Source organism: Ruegeria sp. HKCCD7255 (genome assembly GCF_013031565.1).
In the GTDB taxonomy this organism is placed as follows: domain Bacteria; phylum Pseudomonadota; class Alphaproteobacteria; order Rhodobacterales; family Rhodobacteraceae; genus Ruegeria.
The window spans coordinates 154,709-176,854 of the sequence record NZ_WQAG01000008.1 but is presented as its reverse complement, the minus strand read 5'-3'; the positions used below and the strand labels follow the sequence as shown (position 1 = coordinate 176,854).

21 protein-coding genes are annotated in these 22,146 nt (G+C 56.8%); 17 read left to right on the top strand and 4 right to left on the bottom strand.

Annotated features, from left to right (window positions below; translation table 11 throughout):
* The first annotated feature begins 80 nt into the window (after nt 1-80).
* Genes GOX45_RS15600 through GOX45_RS15585 form a run of 4 tightly spaced genes read left to right on the top strand, consistent with a single transcriptional unit; the run spans nt 81 to nt 5,111 of the window.
* Entirely contained in the window at nt 81-1,115 is a 1,035-nt protein-coding gene (locus GOX45_RS15600) for a sugar ABC transporter substrate-binding protein (protein ID WP_171102074.1), read from the top strand.
* A 60-nt stretch (nt 1,116-1,175) separates the two neighbouring features.
* Nucleotides 1,176-2,156, top strand: a complete 981-nt coding sequence (locus GOX45_RS15595; protein ID WP_171102073.1) for an ABC transporter permease — start codon at nt 1,176-1,178, stop codon at nt 2,154-2,156.
* Entirely contained in the window at nt 2,153-3,655 is a 1,503-nt protein-coding gene (locus tag GOX45_RS15590) for a sugar ABC transporter ATP-binding protein (protein WP_171102072.1), read from the top strand. The genes GOX45_RS15595 and GOX45_RS15590 overlap by 4 nt, the downstream gene beginning before the upstream one ends.
* A gap of 22 nt (nt 3,656-3,677) precedes the next feature.
* On the top strand, nt 3,678-5,111 hold the full coding sequence (locus GOX45_RS15585; RefSeq protein ID WP_217350481.1) for an aldehyde dehydrogenase family protein: 1,434 nt from the start codon (nt 3,678-3,680) through the stop codon (nt 5,109-5,111).
* Nucleotides 5,112-5,161: 50 nt separating this feature from the next.
* Here GOX45_RS15585 and GOX45_RS15580 read toward each other — a convergent pair whose 3' ends face one another.
* Nucleotides 5,162-6,085 (bottom strand): sugar kinase, encoded by a 924-nt coding sequence (locus GOX45_RS15580; RefSeq protein WP_171102070.1) that lies wholly within the window; start codon nt 6,083-6,085, stop codon nt 5,162-5,164.
* Nucleotides 6,086-6,793 (bottom strand): FCD domain-containing protein, encoded by a 708-nt coding sequence (locus GOX45_RS15575; RefSeq protein WP_171102069.1) that lies wholly within the window; start codon nt 6,791-6,793, stop codon nt 6,086-6,088.
* A gap of 177 nt (nt 6,794-6,970) precedes the next feature.
* Between GOX45_RS15575 and GOX45_RS15570 the strand changes: the two genes are divergently transcribed.
* The 12 genes from GOX45_RS15570 (at nt 6,971) to GOX45_RS15515 (ending at nt 18,941) form a co-directional block, all read left to right on the top strand.
* The gene (locus GOX45_RS15570; protein WP_171102068.1) at nt 6,971-8,089 is read left to right on the top strand and encodes a mandelate racemase/muconate lactonizing enzyme family protein; all 1,119 of its coding nucleotides are present in this window, start codon (nt 6,971-6,973) and stop codon (nt 8,087-8,089) included.
* Nucleotides 8,086-9,126 carry a zinc-binding dehydrogenase gene (locus GOX45_RS15565; RefSeq protein ID WP_171102067.1) on the top strand — a complete coding sequence of 347 codons (1,041 nt, stop codon included), beginning with the start codon at nt 8,086-8,088 and terminating at the stop codon, nt 9,124-9,126. Before GOX45_RS15570 ends, GOX45_RS15565 begins: the two co-directional genes overlap by 4 nt.
* Before the next feature lie 2 nt (nt 9,127-9,128).
* A complete protein-coding gene (locus GOX45_RS15560) occupies nt 9,129-9,890 on the top strand; it encodes an SDR family oxidoreductase (RefSeq protein ID WP_171102107.1) in 762 nt (253 codons plus the stop codon).
* 289 nt (nt 9,891-10,179) lie between these two features.
* A complete protein-coding gene (eno, locus tag GOX45_RS15555) occupies nt 10,180-11,496 on the top strand; it encodes a phosphopyruvate hydratase (RefSeq protein ID WP_171102066.1) in 1,317 nt (438 codons plus the stop codon).
* Between the two features lies 1 nt (nt 11,497).
* Nucleotides 11,498-12,355: a fumarylacetoacetate hydrolase family protein gene (locus GOX45_RS15550; protein WP_171102065.1), complete on the top strand. Its 858-nt coding sequence runs from the start codon at nt 11,498-11,500 to the stop codon at nt 12,353-12,355.
* On the top strand, nt 12,355-13,104 hold the full coding sequence (locus GOX45_RS15545) for an SDR family NAD(P)-dependent oxidoreductase (RefSeq protein WP_171102064.1): 750 nt from the start codon (nt 12,355-12,357) through the stop codon (nt 13,102-13,104). The genes GOX45_RS15550 and GOX45_RS15545 overlap by 1 nt, the downstream gene beginning before the upstream one ends.
* 35 nt (nt 13,105-13,139) lie before the next feature.
* Entirely contained in the window at nt 13,140-13,859 is a 720-nt protein-coding gene (locus tag GOX45_RS15540; protein WP_171102106.1) for an SDR family oxidoreductase, read from the top strand.
* A 43-nt stretch (nt 13,860-13,902) separates the two neighbouring features.
* The gene (locus GOX45_RS15535) at nt 13,903-15,171 is read left to right on the top strand and encodes an ABC transporter substrate-binding protein (protein ID WP_171102063.1); all 1,269 of its coding nucleotides are present in this window, start codon (nt 13,903-13,905) and stop codon (nt 15,169-15,171) included.
* 77 nt (nt 15,172-15,248) lie between these two features.
* Nucleotides 15,249-16,172 (top strand): carbohydrate ABC transporter permease, encoded by a 924-nt coding sequence (locus tag GOX45_RS15530; protein ID WP_171102062.1) that lies wholly within the window; start codon nt 15,249-15,251, stop codon nt 16,170-16,172.
* Entirely contained in the window at nt 16,165-17,064 is a 900-nt protein-coding gene (locus GOX45_RS15525; RefSeq protein ID WP_171102061.1) for a carbohydrate ABC transporter permease, read from the top strand. Before GOX45_RS15530 ends, GOX45_RS15525 begins: the two co-directional genes overlap by 8 nt.
* A 12-nt stretch (nt 17,065-17,076) precedes the next feature.
* On the top strand, nt 17,077-18,186 hold the full coding sequence (locus tag GOX45_RS15520) for an ABC transporter ATP-binding protein (protein WP_171102060.1): 1,110 nt from the start codon (nt 17,077-17,079) through the stop codon (nt 18,184-18,186).
* Nucleotides 18,183-18,941 carry an SDR family NAD(P)-dependent oxidoreductase gene (locus GOX45_RS15515; RefSeq protein WP_171102059.1) on the top strand — a complete coding sequence of 253 codons (759 nt, stop codon included), beginning with the start codon at nt 18,183-18,185 and terminating at the stop codon, nt 18,939-18,941. The genes GOX45_RS15520 and GOX45_RS15515 overlap by 4 nt, the downstream gene beginning before the upstream one ends.
* On the opposite strand, the gene GOX45_RS15510 is transcribed toward GOX45_RS15515, so the two are convergent.
* Nucleotides 18,938-19,939 (bottom strand): aminoglycoside phosphotransferase family protein, encoded by a 1,002-nt coding sequence (locus GOX45_RS15510; protein WP_171102058.1) that lies wholly within the window; start codon nt 19,937-19,939, stop codon nt 18,938-18,940. The genes GOX45_RS15515 and GOX45_RS15510 overlap by 4 nt on opposite strands.
* A 102-nt stretch (nt 19,940-20,041) precedes the next feature.
* Between GOX45_RS15510 and GOX45_RS15505 the strand changes: the two genes are divergently transcribed.
* A complete protein-coding gene (locus GOX45_RS15505) occupies nt 20,042-21,037 on the top strand; it encodes a LacI family DNA-binding transcriptional regulator (RefSeq protein ID WP_171102057.1) in 996 nt (331 codons plus the stop codon).
* A gap of 61 nt (nt 21,038-21,098) precedes the next feature.
* Here GOX45_RS15505 and GOX45_RS15500 read toward each other — a convergent pair whose 3' ends face one another.
* Nucleotides 21,099-22,139: a carbon-nitrogen hydrolase family protein gene (locus GOX45_RS15500; RefSeq protein ID WP_171102056.1), complete on the bottom strand. Its 1,041-nt coding sequence runs from the start codon at nt 22,137-22,139 to the stop codon at nt 21,099-21,101.
* Nucleotides 22,140-22,146 lie beyond the last annotated feature (7 nt).

Here is a 22,146-nt window from a genome sequence, read left to right as displayed (position 1 = left end):
GGAAGGCAAACTGTAAATCAGAAACCAAAAGTCCGGGTCAACCGGATCACTAATCGGATTAATACGGAGGAAATAATCCAATGAAATTATCCAAAACCTTGGCGGCAACCACCGCCCTTGTTTCAGCCTTTGCCGCAAGTGCAGCATTGGCAGATGACGCCCTGGACATTGTGTTCATCAATGATGGCCATGTCGCTCCTTACCACGTGGCGTGGCTGTCGGGCTTTGAAGACGCGATTGCAGCCTATGACGAGGCGTTCGACGATGTGAAGGTCACCGGGCGCTGGCTGTCTGCCGAAGGTTCGCTGGAAAAAATGATCCAGCAGGCTGAGGTTACGATCAACGAAAAGCCTGACATCATGTTCGTGAACGCGATCAACGTGGATGCGTTCGAACCCTTGGTGACCAAGGCTCAGGCCGAGGGTATCACCTGGATTGCCGTTCACTCGCCGATGGACAGCGCTGACTACAGCTTCACACTGGGTGATGTGGTCAACGGAACCAATCAAGGCATGGCCATGTGCGCCCTGTCGGGTGGTGAGCCCTATAAGGTTGGCATCATGCTGGGTCAGGCCGGTAACCCGTCGGGTGAAGCGCGCCGTGAAGGGATCCTGAAAGGTATCTCGACTTGTGACAATGTCGAAGTTGTGGCCGAACAGCCCGCCGACTGGGACACTGTCAAGGCACAATCCATTGCCGAAAACTGGCTGACCCAGTTCCCTGACCTGGACGCGATTTCCGGTGTGACCGATGGTTATATGTATCCGTCGATCGCAATCGCAGCGAACAGCGGTCGCGACGATCTGCACTTCTATGGCTATGATGGCGACATTCCGATCATGCAGCAGATGGAAGGCGGAAATGTCAAAGCTGACATTCTGCTGTCGGGTACGCGTGAAGGCTGGAACTTTGTGCAGATGGCTTATCGCATTCACAAAGGCGAGACGCCGGACAAAGTCTATGACTTCTTCACGCCGCTGGTTCTGAGCGAAGAGAACCACAAGATCGCGCTGGAGAACGGCTTCCCCGAAGATGTTCAGGTTTACTATGTCGACCAGGCGCTGGAAGTCGCGCAGAACGGGTACCTGGAATTTGGTCCTGACAGCGTGAAGTAAACGCTGCTTGCGTCGGCATCCTACAGGGTGCCGACGTGTCTCCGATTGGGAAATAAAAAGATGACAAGTACAGCTATGGCTTCATCGGCACAAAACACCAAAAAGCTCGATGGTTTGACCCTTCGGTATCTGGTCCTGATCGGTTTGATCGTTATTGCTTCGGTCGGGTTCAGTTTCGCCAACGAGAACTTCTATTCTCTGACCAATATCGGCATCCTTCTGCGATCAATCGCGGTGCTCTTTCTGCTGTCGATGGGGATGACCTTTGTCATGTTGACCGGAGGCATTGATCTGAGCGTCGGATCGAACGTGGCCTTTTCCGGTGGTGTCGGGGTCATAGCACTGACGACAACCGGAAGCGCGTTCATTGGCTTTGCCGCTGCCATTTTTGCTGGCATGGCCATCGGAGCTGTAAACGGCTTTTTCATCGGGCGGTTGAAGCTGTCGGCCTTTATGGTGACGCTTGCCACCTTTGCGTTGGCCCGTGGCTTGGCTTTGGTGATTTACGATGCAGATTCGATCAATGTATCGAACCAGACTTTCTTGTGGCTGGGCGGTGTGAGCTGGGGCAACATGCCTGTGGTGATCCCGTTTGTCGCGCTGGTGTTCATCGCGCTGTCGATTGTGCTCTACAAAACCACCTTTGGCCGCGATGTCTATGCGGCGGGATCGAATTTTGCCACGGCCTTTGTGCTGGGACGTCGGCCTGAAAAAACACTTGTGTGGGTCTATGTTCTGTCCGGTGCGTTGGCTGGGCTGTCGGCCATCATCACGGTTGGGCGCGTCTCATCAGGGCAGCCCTGGGCCGGTCTCTATCTGGAATTTGACGCAATCACAGCGGTGATCCTTGGGGGCACGTCGCTGTTTGGCGGGCGAGGGATGCTGCTGGGAACAATCCTTGGCGTGCTGCTTTATGGCATCATCATCAACGGCCTCGTTCTGACCGGAACCAACCCGTACCTGCAAAGCCTGATCAAGGGCATGATCTTGTTGGGCGTCGTTCTGCTGGATACCTATACGCAGCGGGGGAAAACCGCATGAGCAACCGCATCGATATGAAGGGCATTGGCAAAAGCTTTTTTGCCACCCGCGCGCTGGACAATGTCGATTTTTCCTGTGTGTCCGGTGAGGTTCACGCTCTTGTCGGCCTGAATGGTGCGGGCAAGTCGACCTTGATGAAAGTGCTGGGCGGCGTCTATCAAAAAGACGAAGGCGTTATCGAACATAACGGCAAGCCCATCGAGATCACCGCGCCTGCCGATGCGGCCAAGGCCGGGATTTCCATGATCCACCAAGAGCTGTCTTTGATCAACGAACTGACCGTGGCCGGGAACATATTTCTGGGGCGCGAGCTGAAGCGGGGCGGAACCCCGTTCCTGGACAAGCGCGAGATGGCGCGTCAGGTCAAAATGCAGCTGGATCGTTTTGGATTGTCATTGGATCCCAACAAACCTGTGCGCGAGTTGAACTCGGGCGAGAAACAGATTGTCGAGATCATTCGGGCGCTGATGTCCGACAGTTGGCTGATTGTCATGGACGAACCCACTTCGGCCCTATCCGAAGAAGACAAGGATCGTCTGTTCGAATTCATCGCCCGGATGAAGGCCGAAGGCATCGCGATCATCTATATCTCGCATCACATGCCCGAGATCTTTTCAATCGCCGAGCAGGTCACCGTTATGCGGGACGGTGTAATCGTGCTGTCCGAGCGCACCTCGGACACAACCGAAGACGCCGTTATCCAGTCGATGACCGGCGAAGAGCTTGAGCATTTTGTCAAACCGCACAAAGAGATCGAGGGCGACCCTCTCTTGTCGGTGCAGGACCTGTGCAAGGCGGGGACCTATGATCAGGTGTCGCTTGAGGTTCGACCGGGTGAGATCGTTGTCATGACTGGCCTGCGCGGCTGCGGTGCGCCTGAACTGGCCAAGGCCATTTTTGGCCTGGACGGCGACTATCAAGGCACGGTTCACTACAAAGGCCGCCCGCTCAAACCTGGCCGCGGGCCCTCGGTTTCAGTGCGCGACGGGATGGGGCTTGTTACCGAGAACCGAGACAAGAACGGTATTTTGCCACCTCTGTCCGTCCGAGATAACATCGCCTTGCCGTTCCTTGAAAAGTCCGTGCGCGCCGGGCTGATCGACGGGGGCTATATCGACAAGGTGGTCGACAAGGCCATCCGGGATACATCGACCAAAACCTCGTCACCGGATCAGGAAATCCGGTTTCTGTCGGGCGGCAACAAGCAGAAAATCTGTTTCTCGCGCTGGCTGGACGAAGACCTTGAACTGTTGATCCTGCTTGAGCCCACGCGGGGCATCGATGTCCATGCCAAGGCCGATATTTATCGGATCATCGAAGACCTGGCCGAACGTGGCGTGGGGATCTTGATCCTATCCTATGAGATTGACGAAGTCATCATGTTGGCTGACCGGGTTTTGACCTTGTACCAAGGGCAAAGCGTTTCGGAATATGTGTACCCGAATTTCGAGAAAGATCAGATGCTTGCAGACATGGCAGGCGCGGGTCAGCCGCATTAATCGATTAAAGGAGAGAACACCTGTGTTCTACAAATGCTTCATTGACAATGAGTGGGTCGAAGCCAGCAACGGTGCCAGGATGGAGGTGCGCAATCCGGCAACCGGAGAGGTTTGGGCCGAAGTTCCCGCCTGTACCCAGGCCGAGGTCGACCAGGCGATAGAAAGCTCGGCGCGGGCACAGAAGGAATGGGCGCTGTTGCCACCTATTGAACGTGCCGGTTACATCTACAAGATCGCCGAAGGGATCGAGCGCGAACGCGCGCTGCTGGAGGAATTGCTGGTCAAAGAGCAGGGCAAAACCCTTGCCGAAGCGGCTGGTGAGGTGACCGACACCATCCGCTATATGACCTATTCCGCCGAAGCGGCGCGGCGTCTGCGCGGGGATATCTTTCCGTCCGACAACCCGCGCGAACAGTTGTTCATCTACAAGGTGCCCTTTGGCGTGACGCTGGGCCTGTGTGCCTATAACTATCCGCTGGCGCTGATCGGTCGTAAGGCGGGGCCAGCGCTGGTGACGGGCAACACGATGATCCTCAAACCGCATGAGGCGACACCGGTTACGGCATCGGTGTTCTGCCGCATCGTCGAAGAGGCCGGTCTGCCCCCGGGCGTCATCAACATGGTGACCGGCACGGGCGCCGAGGTTGGCGCGCCGCTGGTCGAAAGCCCGACCGTTCGCCTGATCACCCTGACCGGTTCGATCCGTGCGGGTCAGGCGGTGGCGCAGGCCTCGGCCAAGAATATCACCGCCTTGTCGCTTGAGCTGGGGGGCAGCGCACCCTTTATCGTTCTGAAAGACGCCGATCTTGATGCGGCCGCCGAAGCCTGCGCCATTGCGCGGTTTGCCAATGCCGGGCAGGTCTGCATCTGCTCTGAATCGGTACTGGTCGAAGAGGCGGTGGCCGACGCGTTTACGGAAAAGCTGCTGGCCCATGTCGCCAAGATCAAAGTGGGCGATCCGATGACCAATGGCGGGATGGGGCCGATCACCACCCCCGGCGCGTTGGAGCGGGTTGAGAAGATCGTGGCCGAATCCGTGGCCGCTGGGGCCGCTATTGCCGCAGGCGGGAAACGGCCCGAAGGGGCGGAATACGCAACCGGCAACTGGTACGAACCCACGGTTCTGGTCAACGCCTCGGCTGACACAGCTGCCGTGCGCGAAGAGATCTTTGGCCCGGTCTTGCCTGTCGTTCGGGTGGCCGACTATGAAGAGGCGCTGTCGATTGCAAATGACCGCCCGGATGGGCTGTCCGCCTATCTGTGGACGCAAAACCCTTCGGTCTATATGGACGCCATCCAGCGTCTTGAAACCGGAACCATCTTTCTGAATTCCGGCATCATTGGATATATTCAAGGCTACCACAATGGCCACAAGCTGAGCGGTGTGGGTGGCGAAGACGGTGTCTATGGCATCGAAGGCTATCTGCAAAAGCGGACAGTGTATCAGAAATTCTGATCAGATGTTGCGGCGGGCACAGTTGAAAAAACACTGTGCCCGTCAACCTGTCAGGCCTCAGGAATGATTGCACCGGGGTACTGGATCACCTGACTTGCCAGGCTATGACCGGCTTTTGCGGCTTCCAGATCACTTTGACCTTGAATGATGGCGGCGATGTAGCCTGCGTTGAAACTGTCACCGGCGGCAGTGCTATCGACAACTTTGTCGACATGGCGCAACCCGTTGGGCGTATCCCCCGAGGCAAGGTCCAGCGGTCCTTCAGCGCCGCGTTTCAAGGCTCCCCGTGTCACGCCATTGGCGGTCAGGCGCTGCAAAACCTCATTTGGACCAGCGTCACCGAACATGGCCATTTCATCATCAACCGAGGGCAGCGCGATATCTGCCCGAGCCCACATGGCGGTATTGACCTGCTGAGCGACCTGGGTGCTTTCCCACAGGCGCGGGCGGTAGTTACTGTCATAGACAACCGTGCCACCCGCTGCACGAAACCAGTCGATCCAAGCGATGATCTGATCGCGGATATGCTGGGGCAGAATGGCCATCGAAATGCCTGTCAGCAGTACAAGATCGAACTGGTTCAGGCTTTCCAATGTGATCTCGCAAGGGGTCTGGAACAGGCTGCGCGCCGCTGAAGCGGACCGCCAGTAATAGAAACTGCGCTCACCCGCGTCGTCGGTTTCAATTGCGTAAAGGCCCGGCATCTGATCTGCGCGTCGCTCGACGCAATCAGTATTCAGCCCATGAGAGTTCATGGCCGCCAGAATACGGTCGGAATAGGGATCTGTACCCAAAGCGGTGACATAAGAGACGGTGGCCTCGGTCCCGCGCAACTGCCGTGCAAGATAGACAGCGGTGTTGAACGTATCTCCTGCGATGCCAAGTGCCGCTTGGCCGTCCTTGCCGGCAATCAGCTCGATCATCACTTCTCCGATGCAGGCGATGCGACGGAGTGAGCGTTTGGGGTGGGTCATTTATAGATCCTTGAATGTCGAAGAAACCTGCGTCCAGGCGCCTTCAAGATGCGCGGACATTGCGGCCTCGGCGGCGTCTGGGTCGCGCATTAGAATGCCGTCCAAAATCGCCGTGTGCGCACGGAAATTGTTCCGGTTGCGATCAGGCAGGCGCGGCATCTGGGACCATTGCGGTTCGAGCCAGGCCACAAAAGCTTTGTGGATTGCCGGAAGAACAGGGTTGCGGGGGATTTCGTAGAGGACACGGTGAAACGCCATGTCCGTCGCATAAAAGACCTGACTGTCTTCGATGGCCGCGCCATTTGCTTCCACGGCGGCCTTCAAGCTTGCCAAATCTTCTTTGTTTGCGATTTCCGCGGCCTGCCGTGCCAGGGACACTTCGATCATGGCGCGGCAGTCGAACAGGTTTTTGACTCCGTTTGGTTCGGTCAAAAGATGCGTCACGATCCCGCTCACCGCGTCGACGGCGGTGTCAAAACTGGGCTTGCGCACGACAGGACGATGGCGCGGTCTGGCCTCGATCAACCCGCGCGACGACAAGACCCGAACCGCTTCGCGCACCACAGTTCGCGATATGCCAAACTCTTCCATCAGGTTGCGCTCGGGCGGCAGCGGATCACCATCTGCGAGATGGCCTGAATACACACGCTTTTCGATTTCCCGCACGACCTGATCGGCTGCCCTGCCTGATACGTCTTGTTCGGTCATCCTTGTTCCTTTAAGTAGGGCAAAGTCATCAAAGACTTGCGCCACATAGGCCCTCACTAGGCCGAATGAGATCAGTGCTTTTGTACGATAAAAAAATATATCTGCGCAATAAACTTGACAGAAAATTCGATAATTGATTAGTTTTTCTTGTATTTGGTCGTACCAAAAGAGAATTCTATGAACATCCCACTCACCGACCGTCAGATCGCCCGGGCGCAGGTAAACCTGTTCGAAGTACCGCTGGCCGAGGTCTTGACCGATGCCAAGCATGGCGATCACACGCATTTTGAGCTTGTGTGTGTGACCATAACTTTGAATGACGGCTCAGAAGGGACCGGCTACACCTATACCGGAGGCAAAGGCGGACGCGCGATCGCGGCGATGATCGAACATGATCTTGTTCCCTTCCTGATCGGGAAGGACGCGACCGAGGTTGAAGCCCTGTATGAGGCGATGCAGTGGCATGTGCATTATGTTGCGCGCGGCGGCGTGGCCTCGTTTGCGATTTCGGCGGTTGATATCGCGCTTTGGGATCTGCGTGGCAAGCGCACGGGTCTGGCGTTATGGCAAATGGCGGGTGGCCAGTCCGACCGGTGTCGTGCCTATGCGGGCGGGATCGATCTGAACTTTCCTTTGCCAAAGCTGCTGGACAGTATTCAGTCGTACCTTGATCGTGGATTCAACGGGGTGAAAATCAAAGTGGGTCAGCCCACGCTGGCCGAAGATGTCGAACGAGTCAAAGCGGTCCGAGAGCTGATTGGCCCTGATGTCACCTTCATGGTGGATGCGAATTACTCGATGAGCGTTGATGAAGCCATCGCCGCCGCCAAAGCGTTCAAGCCGTTTGACATCACTTGGTTTGAAGAGCCGATTATCCCCGATGACTATAAAGGTTTTGGTCGCATAGCCGATACGACGGGCATACCGTTGGCCATGGGCGAAAACCTGCATACCATTCACGAATTCGAGTATGCGTTCGAGGATGCCAAGTTGAGCTTTATTCAACCCGACGCGTCAAATTGCGGGGGTATCACGGGTTGGTTGCAAGTTGCCAAGCTAAGCCAAACCCATGACATCCCCGTCTGTTCGCATGGTATGCAAGAACTGCATGTCAGTCTGGTCTCGGCGCAACCGAATCCGGGCTGGATCGAAGTCCATTCATTTCCGATTGATGAATACACCCATCGCCCGCTGGTGGTTGAGGATAACCTGGCCATTGCGCCTTCGGCTCCTGGGGTTGGCGTGAGTTTTGATTGGGACAAACTACAAGCTGCACATGAGGGCATGAACAGATGACTGCTGAACCTATCCGCTCTGCGTTTTATCGCGGTGACAAAACCTTCGCCGTCGAGCAGGCGACACCGGCAGAGCCGGGTCCGAACGAGGTTCGGATCCGCGTCGCCTATTGCGGCATTTGCGGGACCGATATGCATGTGTTCCACGGCAATATGGATGCCCGCGTCGGCAAGAATCGGGTTATCGGCCATGAGATGTCCGGGGTCGTCGAATCGGTCGGCGCAGAAGTTGATGCGTCCCTGCTGGGCCAGAAGGTTGTTGTGCGTCCGCTGGATCATTGTGGCGAATGCCCGGCCTGCAAGGCGGGTCACGAGCATATCTGTCACAACCTGAAATTCCTTGGCCTTGATACTGATGGCGCGATGCAAGAGCTGTGGGTGGTGCCCGCTCACACGATCCATAAACTGCCCGCTGATTTGCGTCTGGACTATGCCGCGCTGATCGAGCCGGTGGCCGTCGCCTGTCACGATGTGCGCCTGTCTGGCCTTACGGCGGGCGAGGATGTGGTTGTGATTGGGGGCGGGCCGATTGGCATTCTTGTGGCCATGACCGCGCGGGACGCGGGCGGGCGTGTTGTGATCTCGGAAGTAAACCCCAACCGCTTGGCGATTGCGCAGAAGCTGGGTTTTGACACGGTCAACCCGGTCGAGGTTGATCTGGCCGAGGACATCAATGCCCGAACCGGTGGCAAAGGCGCTGATATCGTTTTCGAAGTGTCGGGCACGCAGCCGGGCGTTGACGCGATGACAGCGGTGGCGGCGACACGCGGGCGGATCGTCATGGTGGCGATACATGCGCAGAAGCCGCAGATCGACATGTTCCAGTTTTTCTGGCGCGAGCTCAAACTGATCGGCGCGCGGGTCTATGAGCCCGAAGACTATGAGAAAGCCATCTCGATCATCGCTTCAGGCGGGGTGGATGCAGAAACTGTCATCACCGATGTCGCACCTCTGAGTGAGATCCAGACAGCTTTTGAATCCCTTGATAGCAGCCCTACAGCCATGAAAAGCCTCATCAAAGTCGGAGAGATCGAATGAGCATACTGAACGCCTTTGAGCTTACCGGCAAAACAGCCCTGGTCACCGGCTGCAAACGCGGCATCGGGCGGGGCATTGCCGAGGCGCTGGCCGAGGCTGGTGCTGACATCATTGGTGTCTCGGCCAGTCTTTCGCCCGACAGCGAGGTCGAACAGGCCGTCCGCGCCCTTGGGCGAAAATTCACCAGCTATCAATGCGATTTTTCTGATCGCGCTGCGGTGCTTGCCTTTGCCGCGCAGGTGCAGGCCGATGGGCATCAACCCGATATTCTGGTCAACAACGCTGGCACGATCAAGCGTAAGCCTGCTGCGGAACACCCTGACGAGTGGTGGGACGAGGTGATCGAGGTCAACCTGTCAGCGCAATTCGTTCTGTCCCGCGAGATTGGCAAGGGCATGGTCGCGCGCGGATCGGGCAAGATCATTTTCACCGCGTCGCTGCTGACCTTCCAGGGTGGGATCACGGTTCCTGGATATGCCGCCTCGAAAGGTGGGGTGGGCCAGCTGACCAAGGCTCTTGCAAATGAATGGGCGCCCAAAGGCGTGAACGTTAACGCCATAGCACCGGGTTATATCGCGACGGATAACACGCAGGCCCTGCAAGACGATCCCGATCGCGCGCGGTCCATTCTGGATCGCATTCCACAAGGGCGTTGGGGCACTCCGCGTGATTTTGGCGGACCAGCGGTTTTCCTGGCGTCTTCTGCCTCGGACTATGTGAACGGGGAGATTCTCGTGGTGGATGGTGGTTGGATGGGGCGTTGATCGCCCAAAGCCGCCCATAACGTCTGCGCGCCCTATTTGACCGATCCCGTCAGCAATCATGACGGGATCTGATTACCGGAATGTTTAGTGAGGCACTGGATGTCTCAACTATTTCTGTGTCCCATTTCTCTATAACAACGCGGTTTCAAAGCCAGGGAATGACCGTGGCTTGTCCGTCAACTCTGCGTTTCGAGATAATTTAATAATCATGATCGACTCGTCTTGACAGGCGGAGAACAAATTGAAATGTTCACGTGAACAATGCGCTGAGATGCGAGCTGGGGGCTACATGCCAAATGAATTGATTTCAGATGTTAACGCGCGGCGCGTTTGGGATAGCCGTGGCAATCCAACCGTCGAAGTTGTTGTAACAACCCAATCCGGTCGGGTCGGGCGTGCCATCGCTCCGGCGGGTGCTTCACGCGGTGCGCGTGAGGCGATCGACATGCGCGATGGCGGTTCTGCCTTGAACGGTATGGACGTGAAGCGCGCGGTCAAAAACGTGGAAACGCGGATAGCACCGGCCATCATTGGCAAAAATGTGCTGAATCAGGCTGAGGTCGATCAGGCGATCCTGGATCTGGACCCAAGCAAGCTCAAAAGTGAACTGGGCGGCAATGCAACAGTGGCAACTTCGCTGGCGGTCTTGCATGCAGCCGTTGCAGCAAAAGGCGTTCCCCTGTGGCGCCACTGCGCCGACCTGTCCGGAAATGAACCCAGCTTGCCTCTGCCCGAAATTCAGATCTTTGGTGGTGGGGCCCATGCCGGTCGTCGCGTCGATATTCAGGATTTCATGGTCATGGTTCCCGGAGCCGATACGTTTGATGAGGTGATGGAAGTGACCTCGGAAGTGTATCGCGCCGCGGGTGCGATCATGAAGCAGAAGGGGCGCCTGGCAGGTGTTGCGGATGAGGGCGGCTGGTGGCCTGTCTTTGACCATAACGAAGAAGCGCTGGAAACGCTGGTGCGCGCGATCGAACTGGCTGGTGAAAAGCCTGGTGACCGGGTTGTCATCTCGCTGGACATCGCCGCGTCGGAATTTGGGTCAAACGGGCGCTACCGGTTGGCTTTGGAAGACCGAGAGCTCGGGCGCGATGAGATGATTGCCCTGTTGGGTCGGTGGTTGAATGACTATCCCATTCTGTCGATCGAAGACCCGCTTGCCGAAGATGATCCCGAAGGGATGCGTGCCTTTACGCAGGAATTCGGCAGCCGTGTTCAGATCATCGGTGATGACTATCTGGTGACAAATGCCGCGCTGCTGGAAGAGGCGGTGCGCGACGGAGCCTGCAATGCGGTTCTGATCAAAGTGAATCAGGCGGGCACCGTGACCGAATCCATGGATTGTTTGGCCGCTGCGAAAGCCGCCGGGTACGGCACCATCGTTTCGGCCAGATCTGGCGAAACCGAAGATGTCTCGATCAGCCATATGTCGGTCGGTTTTGGGGCGGGCCAGCTGAAGGTCGGGTCCATTACCCGTTCAGAGCGGACGGCCAAATGGAATGAATGCCTGCGCATCGCAGACGAGATGGGGCAGGGGGCATTTGTAAAGGGTGCACCGCTGGCCTCGACCGTCTGGGCACAAAAAGTCGGAGAAGAAGCCTGATATGAAACTTTCGCGCTATGGTGACCGTTATGGTCGCAAAATCCCTTGCATAATCGACGACGAAGGCGTTGCACGGGATGCATCTTCCATCGTCGAGGATTTTGGACCCCGCACATTGTCGCCTGAACTGCTGGATCAACTTGCCGCCACGGATCCGAAATCACTGCCGATCGCCGATGTGGAAGGCAAGCGCCTGGCGCCACCCGTCGCGCAGCCGTTCAATATCTGGTGTGTTGGTCTGAACTATTCCGATCACGCGGCTGAAGCAGGGTTGCCCGTGCCGGAAGAGCCCATTTTGTTCAACAAATCCACGGTAACCTATTGCGGCCCAAACGATCAGATCCTGAAATCCCCGCAGATGACCAAGCTGGATTGGGAAGTCGAACTGGGGATCATCATCGGCAAACCAGCGCTGAACATCACCAAAGATCAGGCGATGGATCACATTGCCGGGTTTGTTCTGGTCAACGACATCTCGGAACGCGCCTGGCAGATGGAACGGTCCGGCCAATGGGTCAAAGGAAAAAGCTTTCCCAATTTTTGCCCGACCGGTCCGTTTCTGGCTACCAAGGACGAGGTCTCGGACGTTCAGAACCTGAATATGTGGCTGGATGTGAACGGGAAACGGATGCAGACCGGTTCGACCTCGACGATGATTTTCGATGTGACGACGATTGTCAGCTACATGTCCGAGTTCACGCGGCTTGAAGCCGGAGACCTGATTTGCACCGGCACCCCGCCGGGCGTGGGTGCAGGGATGAAGCCTCAGGTCTGGCTGAACGAAGGTGATGTCGTGCGGCTCGGCATCGACGAATTGGGCGAGCAATCCCAGACCGTTACAGCTTTTGGGGGCGTGTGATGAACAGCTATGATTTTTCCGGCAAAGTGGCCGCAATCACCGGTGGTGCAAACGGGATTGGCGCTGCTGTGGCCGACCGGCTTTTGCAATCGGGGGCACGTGTTGCGATTTGGGATCTGGATATCTCCGAGCCCGAAGACCGCCTGAAGGCTTATGCAAAGGACCAACTGCTTGCGGTGCAGACCGATGTAAGTGATCTGGCCAGTGTTGAGGCCGCTTTGGCGACCACCGAGGCCAGTTTTGGCAAGGTCGATGTCTTGGTCAACAGCGCCGGGATAGCGGGGCCAACGTCAACTTTGGCCGAATACCCTGCCGATGCCTGGCGCGCGGTGCAGGTGGTCAACGTCGACGGCACGTTCAACACCTGCCGGGCGGTCAGCCAAGGGATGATGGCCCGCAATTATGGGCGGATCGTCAACATCGCCTCGGTCGCCGGGAAAGAGGGCAATCCGAATGCGTCGGCCTACTCAGCGTCAAAGGCGGCTGTGATTGCCTTGACCAAATCGCTTGGCAAAGAGCTGGCGGGTCATGACATCGCCGTCAACTGTGTCACGCCTGCGGCGGCAAAGACACGGATTTTCGATCAGGTCTCGGATGACTTTGTGCAATTCATGCTGTCCAAGATCCCGCGCGGTCGTTTTGTGACCGTCGATGAGATCGCCAATATGGTGGTCTGGATGGCGTCCGAGGAGAACTCATTCACCACAGGTGCGGTGTTTGATCTGTCCGGCGGGCGGGCAACCTATTGACGGGCTCCGTCCCCATATCACCTCGTTTGTCGGGCATGACGGTCTGCGTCACCGCCGCAGGGCAGGGTATAGGGCGCGCGATTGCTGAACGCATGATTGCCGAAGGGGCTGAGGTTCACGCATCGGACCTTGACGTCGAACTGTTGCAAGGGCTTGGGGCTGCGTCATTGACCGCCGTGGACGCCACCGACCCGGTACAAGTCGACAAGTGGATCGGCGCACTCGAGAGGATAGATGTGCTGGTCCATGCCGTGGGCTATGTTCATCACGGCACAATCGAGGAATGTTCGATTGATGATTGGCGCCGATCTCAGTCGATCTGCCTGGATAGCGCCTTTTATGCGATCAAATCGGCAGTTCCGAAAATGCGGGGCGGGGGTGGCAGCATTGTTTTGATCGCGTCGATTGCGTCATCCATCAAAGGCTATCCGAACCGCGCTGCATATGGGGCGGCAAAGGGCGGTGTCATTGGTTTGATGAAAGCCTGCGCCGCCGACTACCTGAAGGACGGAATCCGCGTGAACGCAATTTGCCCCGGTGTCGTGGATACACCGTCGCTGCGTCAGCGGATCGCCGATCTCGCTGACGAGGCTGGTGGATTGGTTCAGGCCGAAAAGCTGTTTCTGGATCGCCAACCAGCCGGAAGATTTGCCGCGCCCGAAGAGATCGCGGGAACCTGCGCCTGGCTAGCCTCAACAGATGGTGCGTTTGTGACGGGTCAGGCCGTGCAGGTCGACGGGGGCATAACGATCTAAAACCAAGACCGAACAACTACATAATCTCAGAGGAGGAGAGAAAATGACGAAGTTTGGGAAACTATTGCTGGGAACAACCCTGGCGGCCACGACAACCTATGCGACGAGTGTAGTGGCCGAACCCAAGACCAACATGATGCACCAGTGGGCCCAAGGGTCCGAGGCTGCTGCGATTGCCAAGCTGGGTGAGATGTTTGAAGCCCAGGGCGGAACATGGAACCAGACAGCTATTTCGGGGCATACCTCGAACACTCTGGCCAAGTTGCGGTCGGATGTCGTTGCGGGCAATGCGCCTGCTGCGGTGCAGTTGAAAGGCCCGGAAATCGCCGAGTGGAACGCGACCGGCGCGACTGCAAATCTGGATGCCGTTGCTGCGGCCGAAGGGTGGGATGACGTTGTCGCGCCCGAACTTGTTTCGGTGATGAAGCCCACCGGCAACTGGGTTGCGGCCCCGATGAACATCCACCGCGTCAACTGGCTGTACAGCTCGCCGAAAATTCTGAACGAGCTTGGCCTTGAAGTGCCCAAAACCTGGGATGAGTTCAATGCTGCCTGCGACAAGATCATCGAGGCCGGATATGTCTGCATCGCCCATGGCGCGGCGGATTGGTCGGATACGACCACCTTTGACAGCGTTGTCTATGGTATGGATATCGACCTCTATCGCAAAGCCTTCCAGGAGGCGGATGTCGAAGCCATGCGCAGTCAGGGCATGATCGACGCCTTTGCACAGCTGCGCAAAATGGTCGGTTACATGGATGACGGCATCAATGGCCGCTCGTGGGAGCAGTCGATGACGATGACCATGACCGGCGAAGCCGCGTTCTTCCTGATGGGAGACTGGACGGTGGCCTCGGCCAATCTTGCCGGGTTCAAGGAAGGTGTCGACTATTTCTGCGACCAAACCCCTGTGAATTGGGGCGGAGACGGGTTTATCCTGAACGCGGACTCGGTGGTGTTCTTCAACCAGAAAGACGAGGATTATGTTGAGGGCCAAAAGCTGTTGGCCAGCATCATTATGTCGCCCGAGTTCCAGGTGACGTTCAACGTAGCCAAAGGGTCGATCCCGTCGCGTACCGATGTTGATCTGTCCGAAGGCGGCTTCACTCAGTGTCAGCAGAAGGGTCTGGAAGACCTGAAAGCTTCGGTCGAACAGGGCACGCTGGTCCGTTCGATGGCCCACAACATGACCGTGCTGCAGAAATACCGCGGCGCCATGATGGAGGTGATCACCGAATTCGTCGCTGACGATTCGATCACGCCGGAAGAAGCGGCCAACCAATTGGCTGACGCTGTCGAGCTGCAAAGCTAAGCAGCGCAGCCTGATCCGTGCCGGCACCCTTCCAAGCCGGCACGGATCGATCACGCATGTGACCTCAAGGAACCGGAATGGCTAGATCCTCAAAACCGGCTGCACAGGGCCTGTTTCAGCGACTATCCGGGTGGACACCGCAACTGGTGCTTGTCCCGACTTTGCTGGCGGCTTTTGTCTATGTCGTTGTCTTCTCGCTTTGGACGCTGTGGATTTCGATCTCGCAATCCACATTGTTGCCGAACATGGCCTATGGTGGCTTTGGCGAATATGCCGCGTTGTGGCAAAGCAAACGCTGGATCGTCGCCTATCAGAACCTGTTCCTGTTCGGGACGCTTTATGTTCTGGGTTCGCTGATTGTCGGAACGCTGTTGGCGGTGCTGATCGATCAGCGCGTCAAGTTCGAGTCGGTCTGGCGCACCATTTTCCTTTATCCGCTGGCGATTTCGTTCATCGTAACCGGAACAGTCTGGCGCTGGATCTTTCACCCGCAAACCGGGGTAGAGCGCGCTTTGAACGATCTGGGGTGGATCAGCGCGCAGTTTGATTGGATCACCGACCGCGATATGGCGCTGTATGTCGTCGTCTTTACCGGCATTTGGCACGCGTCAGGCTTTGCCATGGCGCTTGTGCTTGCGGGGCTGCGTTCGGTCGATAGCGACCTGATCAAAGCGGCGCAGATCGATGGAGCCTCAATGGCGCGCACCTATCGGCGCGTGGTCCTGCCAACGATCTGGCCGATCTTTGTCGCTGTCACTGTTGTTCTGCTGCAATTCGCCATCAAAACCTACGACCTTGTCGTGGCCCTGACCCAAGGGGGGCCGGGCGTGGCCACGACGGTTCCAGCAATTGTGGTCTATGACCTGATGTTCCAGCGCGGTCAGATCGCACAGGGTGCCGCCGCTGCGGTGATGATCCTGGTCGCGTTGGCGCTGGTCTTGGTGCCCTACCTGATCTGGTCGATCTGGAGAGACAAGCAGGGGAAAAGAACACATGGCTGAAGTATCGCACCAGGCGTATGACCCCCTTGCCACTGGCAGCAAGACTCAACAGGCGCGGTCGCGGGGGATCGTCTATGTCCTGTTGACCTTCTTTGCACTGCTCTACCTGTCGCCGCTGCTGATTATCTTCATGAACACTTTCCGTCCGTTGGATGAGATCGTGCGCGAGGGCTTTATCTCGGTCCCTGACTCACTGTCGCTGAAATACTGGGGTGAGGCCTGGGGGTCGTTCTGTATCGGCGGAACGTGTGAAGGCGTGTCGCGCTATTTCTCGAACACATTGCTGATGACAATCCCCGCCACGATCTTTTCGACCGCTTTGGGGTTGGTCAACGGATACGCGCTGTCGAAATGGCGGTTCAAAGGCGATGCCTGGGTTTTTGGGCTGATCACTCTGGGTGTGTTCCTGCCCGCTCAAATGACCTTGCTGCCCTGGGCTTTTGTGCTGGGTCAGATTGGTCTGTCCAATACGATCATGGGGCTGGTTCTGGTGCATACCGTGCAGGGCACCAGCTTTACCACACTGTTCTGCCGGAACTATTTCGTGGCTGTCCCCGATGATCTGATCAAAGCCGCACGGATCGATGGGGCCGGGTTCTGGCGCATCTTCCGTCGTATCATGCTGCCCCTCTCGCCACCGATCGTTATCGTCTGTGTGATCTGGCAGTTCACCGGGATCTGGAACGAGTTCCTGTTCGGCACCGTGTTCACCTCGGGTGAAAACCAGCCGATTACCGCTGCGATCGTTGCCTTCTCGGGCTCGGGCACGGGCGAACGTCACTATAATGTAGAGGCTGCATCGGTCATCTTTGCCGCTTTGCCACCATTGTTCATCTATGTGCTTGGTGGAAAATACTTTGTTCGGGGTCTGACCTCGGGCGCCGTGAAATAGAAAGGTCGGGCCATGTCTTCCTTGCTGATCAGAAATCTTCGCAAAAGCTATGGTGCTGTAGAAGTTCTGAAGAATATCAATCTCGAGGCTGAATCAGGCGAGTTCGTCGCGCTGGTCGGGCCCTCGGGCTGCGGGAAATCCACTCTGCTGTCCATCATCGCGGGACTGGAAAGCGTCACCTCCGGTGAGGTGCTGATCGAAGACCGGGTGGTGAATGACGAGGCGCCAAAGGATCGTGACATCGCCATGGTGTTCCAGTCCTATGCGCTCTACCCGACCATGACGGTCCGGCAGAATATGACCTTTGGGATGGAGTGTCGGAATATCGACAAAGCCACCCAGGACAAGACGGTGCAGCGTGTCGCGGCGCTGTTGCAGATTGAGCCTCTGCTAGGTCGCAAACCCGCGCAGCTTTCGGGAGGTCAACGTCAGCGTGTAGCCATGGGCCGTGCGCTGGTGCGCGATCCCAAGCTGTTCCTGTTTGATGAGCCGCTGTCCAATCTGGATGCCAAGCTGCGGGTCGAGATGCGAAGCGAGATCAAGAAACTGCATCAAAGTGTCGGGCGCACGACGGTATATGTCACCCATGACCAGATTGAGGCGATGACCCTGGCAACGCGCATTGCCGTGATGCATCAAGGGGTGCTTCAGCAATATGACACGCCCAAAGCGATCTATGAGACCCCGGCAAACATGTTTGTTGCGGGCTTCATGGGCTCACCCAATATGAACTTTTTGTCCGCCAAGATCGCGTCCACTGCGGATGGGCTCGGGGTCGTGGTCAATGGGGGTGATGGCACGGTACTTCCGGTGCCCGCAGATCGTTATCAATCGTTGGAAAACGGCCAGGATGTGGTCTTTGGGGTGCGCCCCGAGCATTTCAGCCCGGCTCATGAACAACGGGCCGAGCGAAAAGGGCGCACAACAGTGTCCGTTCCGGTCACTGTCGACATGGATGAACCCACGGGATCCGAGACGATCCTCATGTCCAGAATCGCCGGGCAAGACGCTATACTTGTCTGCGAACCCGATGAAGCGCCAACGCCGGGAGAGACGATGGATTTTGCCATCGACATGAGCAAGATCAGTCTGTTCGATACAAAATCAGAGCTTCGCCTGTGACAACCGCAGATCTCCCGAGCGAAGACTTCAGCGGCAAACACGTCATCGTCACCGGTGGCGCAACCGGTATCGGGGCCAGTATCGTCGCAGCGTTTGCTCGGCGAAAGGCCCAGGTTTCATTTCTGGACAATAATGTCTTGGCAGGTGAAAGACTGGCACAAAGCCTGGGCGATGACGTCCATTTTGCGGACGTTGACCTGAGTGATGTCGACCGTGCGCGCGATGCTATTGATCACCTATGTGAAACCGCAGGTCGCATAGACGTGTTGGTAAACAACGCAGCCAATGACACGCGCCATGCCACGCAGGATGTAACCCCGGAAAGCTGGCGCAACACTCTGGCGATCAATCTGGATCACAAGTTTTTCTGCAGCCAAACTGTGCTGCCAAAGATGCAGATGCAAGGTCACGGCGTGATCCTGAATTTCGGATCCATCGCATGGCGTGTGGGCCTGGCCGATGCGGTTGGCTATGTCACCGCAAAAGCCGCAATAGAAGGTCTGACACGCGCTTTGGCGCAAGAGGGAGGCCCTTTTGGTGTGCGCGTAAACTGTTTGCTGCCGGGTTTTGTCAGAACCGAAAGGCAGGTGGAAAAGTGGCTGACACCTGAATCTTCCAAGCTGATCTTGGAACAGCAATGTCTGAAGCGCTTTATCGAGCCCGAAGAGATCGCGGACGTGGCCGTGTTTTTGTGTTCCGACGCCGCGCGCGCGATTACCAAACAGACCATTGTCGTGGATGCCGGTTGGTCTTAGAGAAAACTGTCCCGCAGCCGTGTAAGCAACTGGCTGATCCGATCTTCGGGAGATTCTATCAACCCAACAGCCACGGCGCGGACATGGCACCTGTTGTCGTCTGACAGGTATTCTACCGGCGACTTTCCATCGATCCGCGCCAGCATCAACGCAGGCAGTAACCTTGTGATCCGACGCTCAATCTCTGATGGGTTGCCAAAGTCCAACGAGGGTACATAGGCCCCCCAGAAGCTTTCGATATTGGTCAAAAGCGTCTCGCGCGAGTCGGGTAGATGAAACGCCTTGAGCACCAGATGGTTCAGGCAGAATGCCGGATCAAAGCTTGCATCACCCATCGTCGCACATTCAGCATCCAGAAAGATCGGATCAGATGCGCGGAACATAATGTTCTTGGGGCTGACATCGCCATGAACCAAGACCTGGTCGGCCTGATACAGCATCTCTGCTAGATCGTTTAAAGGCGCCTCTAGATCGGGATGCCGCCCCGCCGTAAAGGTCAGGTAAGGTTCGATCCGCAGCGCGCGGAAGTCGTCCCGATTGTTGAATGCGCCCCGGTCGAAATCGGGTCGGGCAGAGGCCGCTTGCAGCATCCCCAAGAAACGTCCGACCTGAGCCGCCTCACCTTTGTCTGGCGCCGAGGCAAGCAGAGCGGCTTTCCAAAGATAGACATCGGGGCCGTCGACGAATTCCATCGCAAAGCCGTGCTGCGTCTGTGACCGCCCGAACAGTTTGACGGCACCTTGCGGATAGGTCTCTGCGGCGAATTGCAGCCACGCATATTCGGCGGCGTTGCGGTGCAAAGGCGCGGTCCAGTCTTCGACGACCTTTAGTTTTTCGAGTGCAAATTTGGCGCAAAGCGTTTGTCCGTTAAGGTCAAACCGCGCGATATCAGAGGCGACCCCACCTGTCAGGGGAACCACATTGGTGACATCTTCGGGCTGACCAAGTTGCAAGTCTTGGACCAGGTTTTTGCATCTGTCATCAATGGTAAGCGTCACTTTGGTAGATTCCTGAGTTGTTCACGTGAACATTTCCGGTTATTACTGGAAAGTCAAGCTGGTCTTGTGATCTAAATCCGAACAACCCGGTCAGGAGAGTTCATGCCCAAGCGCGTTACGATCAAGTCAATTGCCGATGATCTCGGGATTTCTCATATGACCGTTTCACGTGCTTTGTCAGATAACCCAAACGTCCAGAAGGACACACGCGAAGCGGTCCAAAAGCGGGCGCAGGAATTGGGTTATGTCCGCAGTGCGGCTGCACGGGCGATCCGTGGTGACAACAGCCCCATCGTCGGCCTGTTGGTTCCAAACATCACCAATGACTTCTATGCGCGTTTTGCAAATACATTCGCCGAAGCCTGCGAAGATCATGGGCTTCAGTTGATCATTCATCTGACCAAAGACGACTACGCCGCCGAAAACGAAGCAATGCTGCGCCTGCGTGAGATACAGGCGCAGGCCGTGGTCACCGTTCCGGCACCAAAGACGGACATGTCTCTATTGGACGCGGGCAGCGGTTTGAAGAACATTCAACTGATCCGTCAGCGGACCGATGGCGACCCTGTTTCATCCGTTCTGGTCGATGATTCCGAGGCAATTATACACGCAGTCCAACATCTTCACGCTCTTGGCCACAGACATATTGCTTATCTAGGTGCCCCTGAAGCCCTGTCATCCGGGCGCCAAAGGCTGGCCGCTTTCCAGCAAGGGTTGAATTCTGTCCACCTCAGCGCCGAGAGCGCTGTGACATTGCTGGATGCCCCTTCACAACAGATGGGCAACAACTCGGCGCACCGGTTGTTGCAGGGCTCCGACGCGACAGCGATTGTGTGCGGCGGTTTCGAGATTTCGATTGGGGCGCTGAAAGCTCTGATCGAAACGAACACGCTGAACAGGGAAATGGCATTTGTCGGCTACGGGGATCCCGATTTCTATTCCTGGATCGACGGTGGCATCACTACAATACAGGTGCCCGTCGATGAGTTGGCCAGTTCTGCTTTGAAGATCATCACAGATGAAACCGATCAAAGCGGTATTGAACACCATAGCTTTGCGGCAAAGCTGGTTGTGAGAAACAGCAAGCAGATAGGATGACCCGCAGCAATCAGGTGATCACAGCGGGCCCTTTTTTACTTTTGAAAGCTTATAAGCGCGCTTACTCTGCGGCTTCAAGGTCGGTTGCGGGGGCTGAACCCTTTGACGGAACCTGACCGTTTTCAGCCGTTGCCTGGCCCATTCCGATCACCGGACGCCGGGGGTTTTTGTTGTGCATCAGCGCCAGCGCATCTGGGCGGGCATAGTGGCCGGCCGGGTCGGCTGCTGTTTTGGAATGCGAGATCAGGCCAAGGTCGATATCGGCGATGACCAGGCCTTCGGCATCATGTGCCAGGTTTTCGCCGAATTCAGCACCGTTGGGTCCAAATATCCGTGAGTACCCGCCTCCAACTTCGACAAATTTCTCATGCATCTCGTTCTTGACCAACAGATCATAGATCGGCTGATCAATCACGGAACAAGAAGCCAGAACAAAACACTGACCTTCCACCGCATAGATCTGGTTGACGTTCACGCTGACTTCGGGGCTGAAGGCCTTGGACAATTTGGCGTAGAGGCTAAAGGCCGGCCAAGCCGCGCAGTGGATTTCCTCGTTCTGACTGAACATCGCGTATTTGCTGAGCGGCTGCAGGTTTTCCCAGCAACACAGCGCGCCCACATTGCCCAGCTCGGTCTGGTTCACGAACATGTCGCTGCCGTCGCCTTCGCCAAAGACCGAGCGTTCCACATGTGTCGGCTTTAGCTTGCGCCGACGCGAGATAACCTCACCTTCGGGGCCATAGTGCCATTGCGCCATATAAAGGCTGCCGCCCTCGCGTTCTGAGACGCCGATGACAACATGGATGTTGTTGCGCCGCGCTGCCGCGCGCAGTTTGAGATCCTGTTCGCTGCCGGCAACGATTGCGTTCTGGAAGTAGGGCGCTGCGAACTGCATATTGATCGCAGGCGGGTTGAACCAAATCCACCAAGGGTAGCCAGGCAAACAGGTTTCGGGGAAGTTGATCAGCTCAACCCCCGCCTTGCCAGCTTCATCGATCAGACCAATGGCCTTTTCCACACCTGCGTCGAGGTCAAGTAAAACAGGCGCGGCCTGTACCGAAGCAACTTTTACGATTTTTCCAAGAGGTCCATGTCCGGACATGATAGTC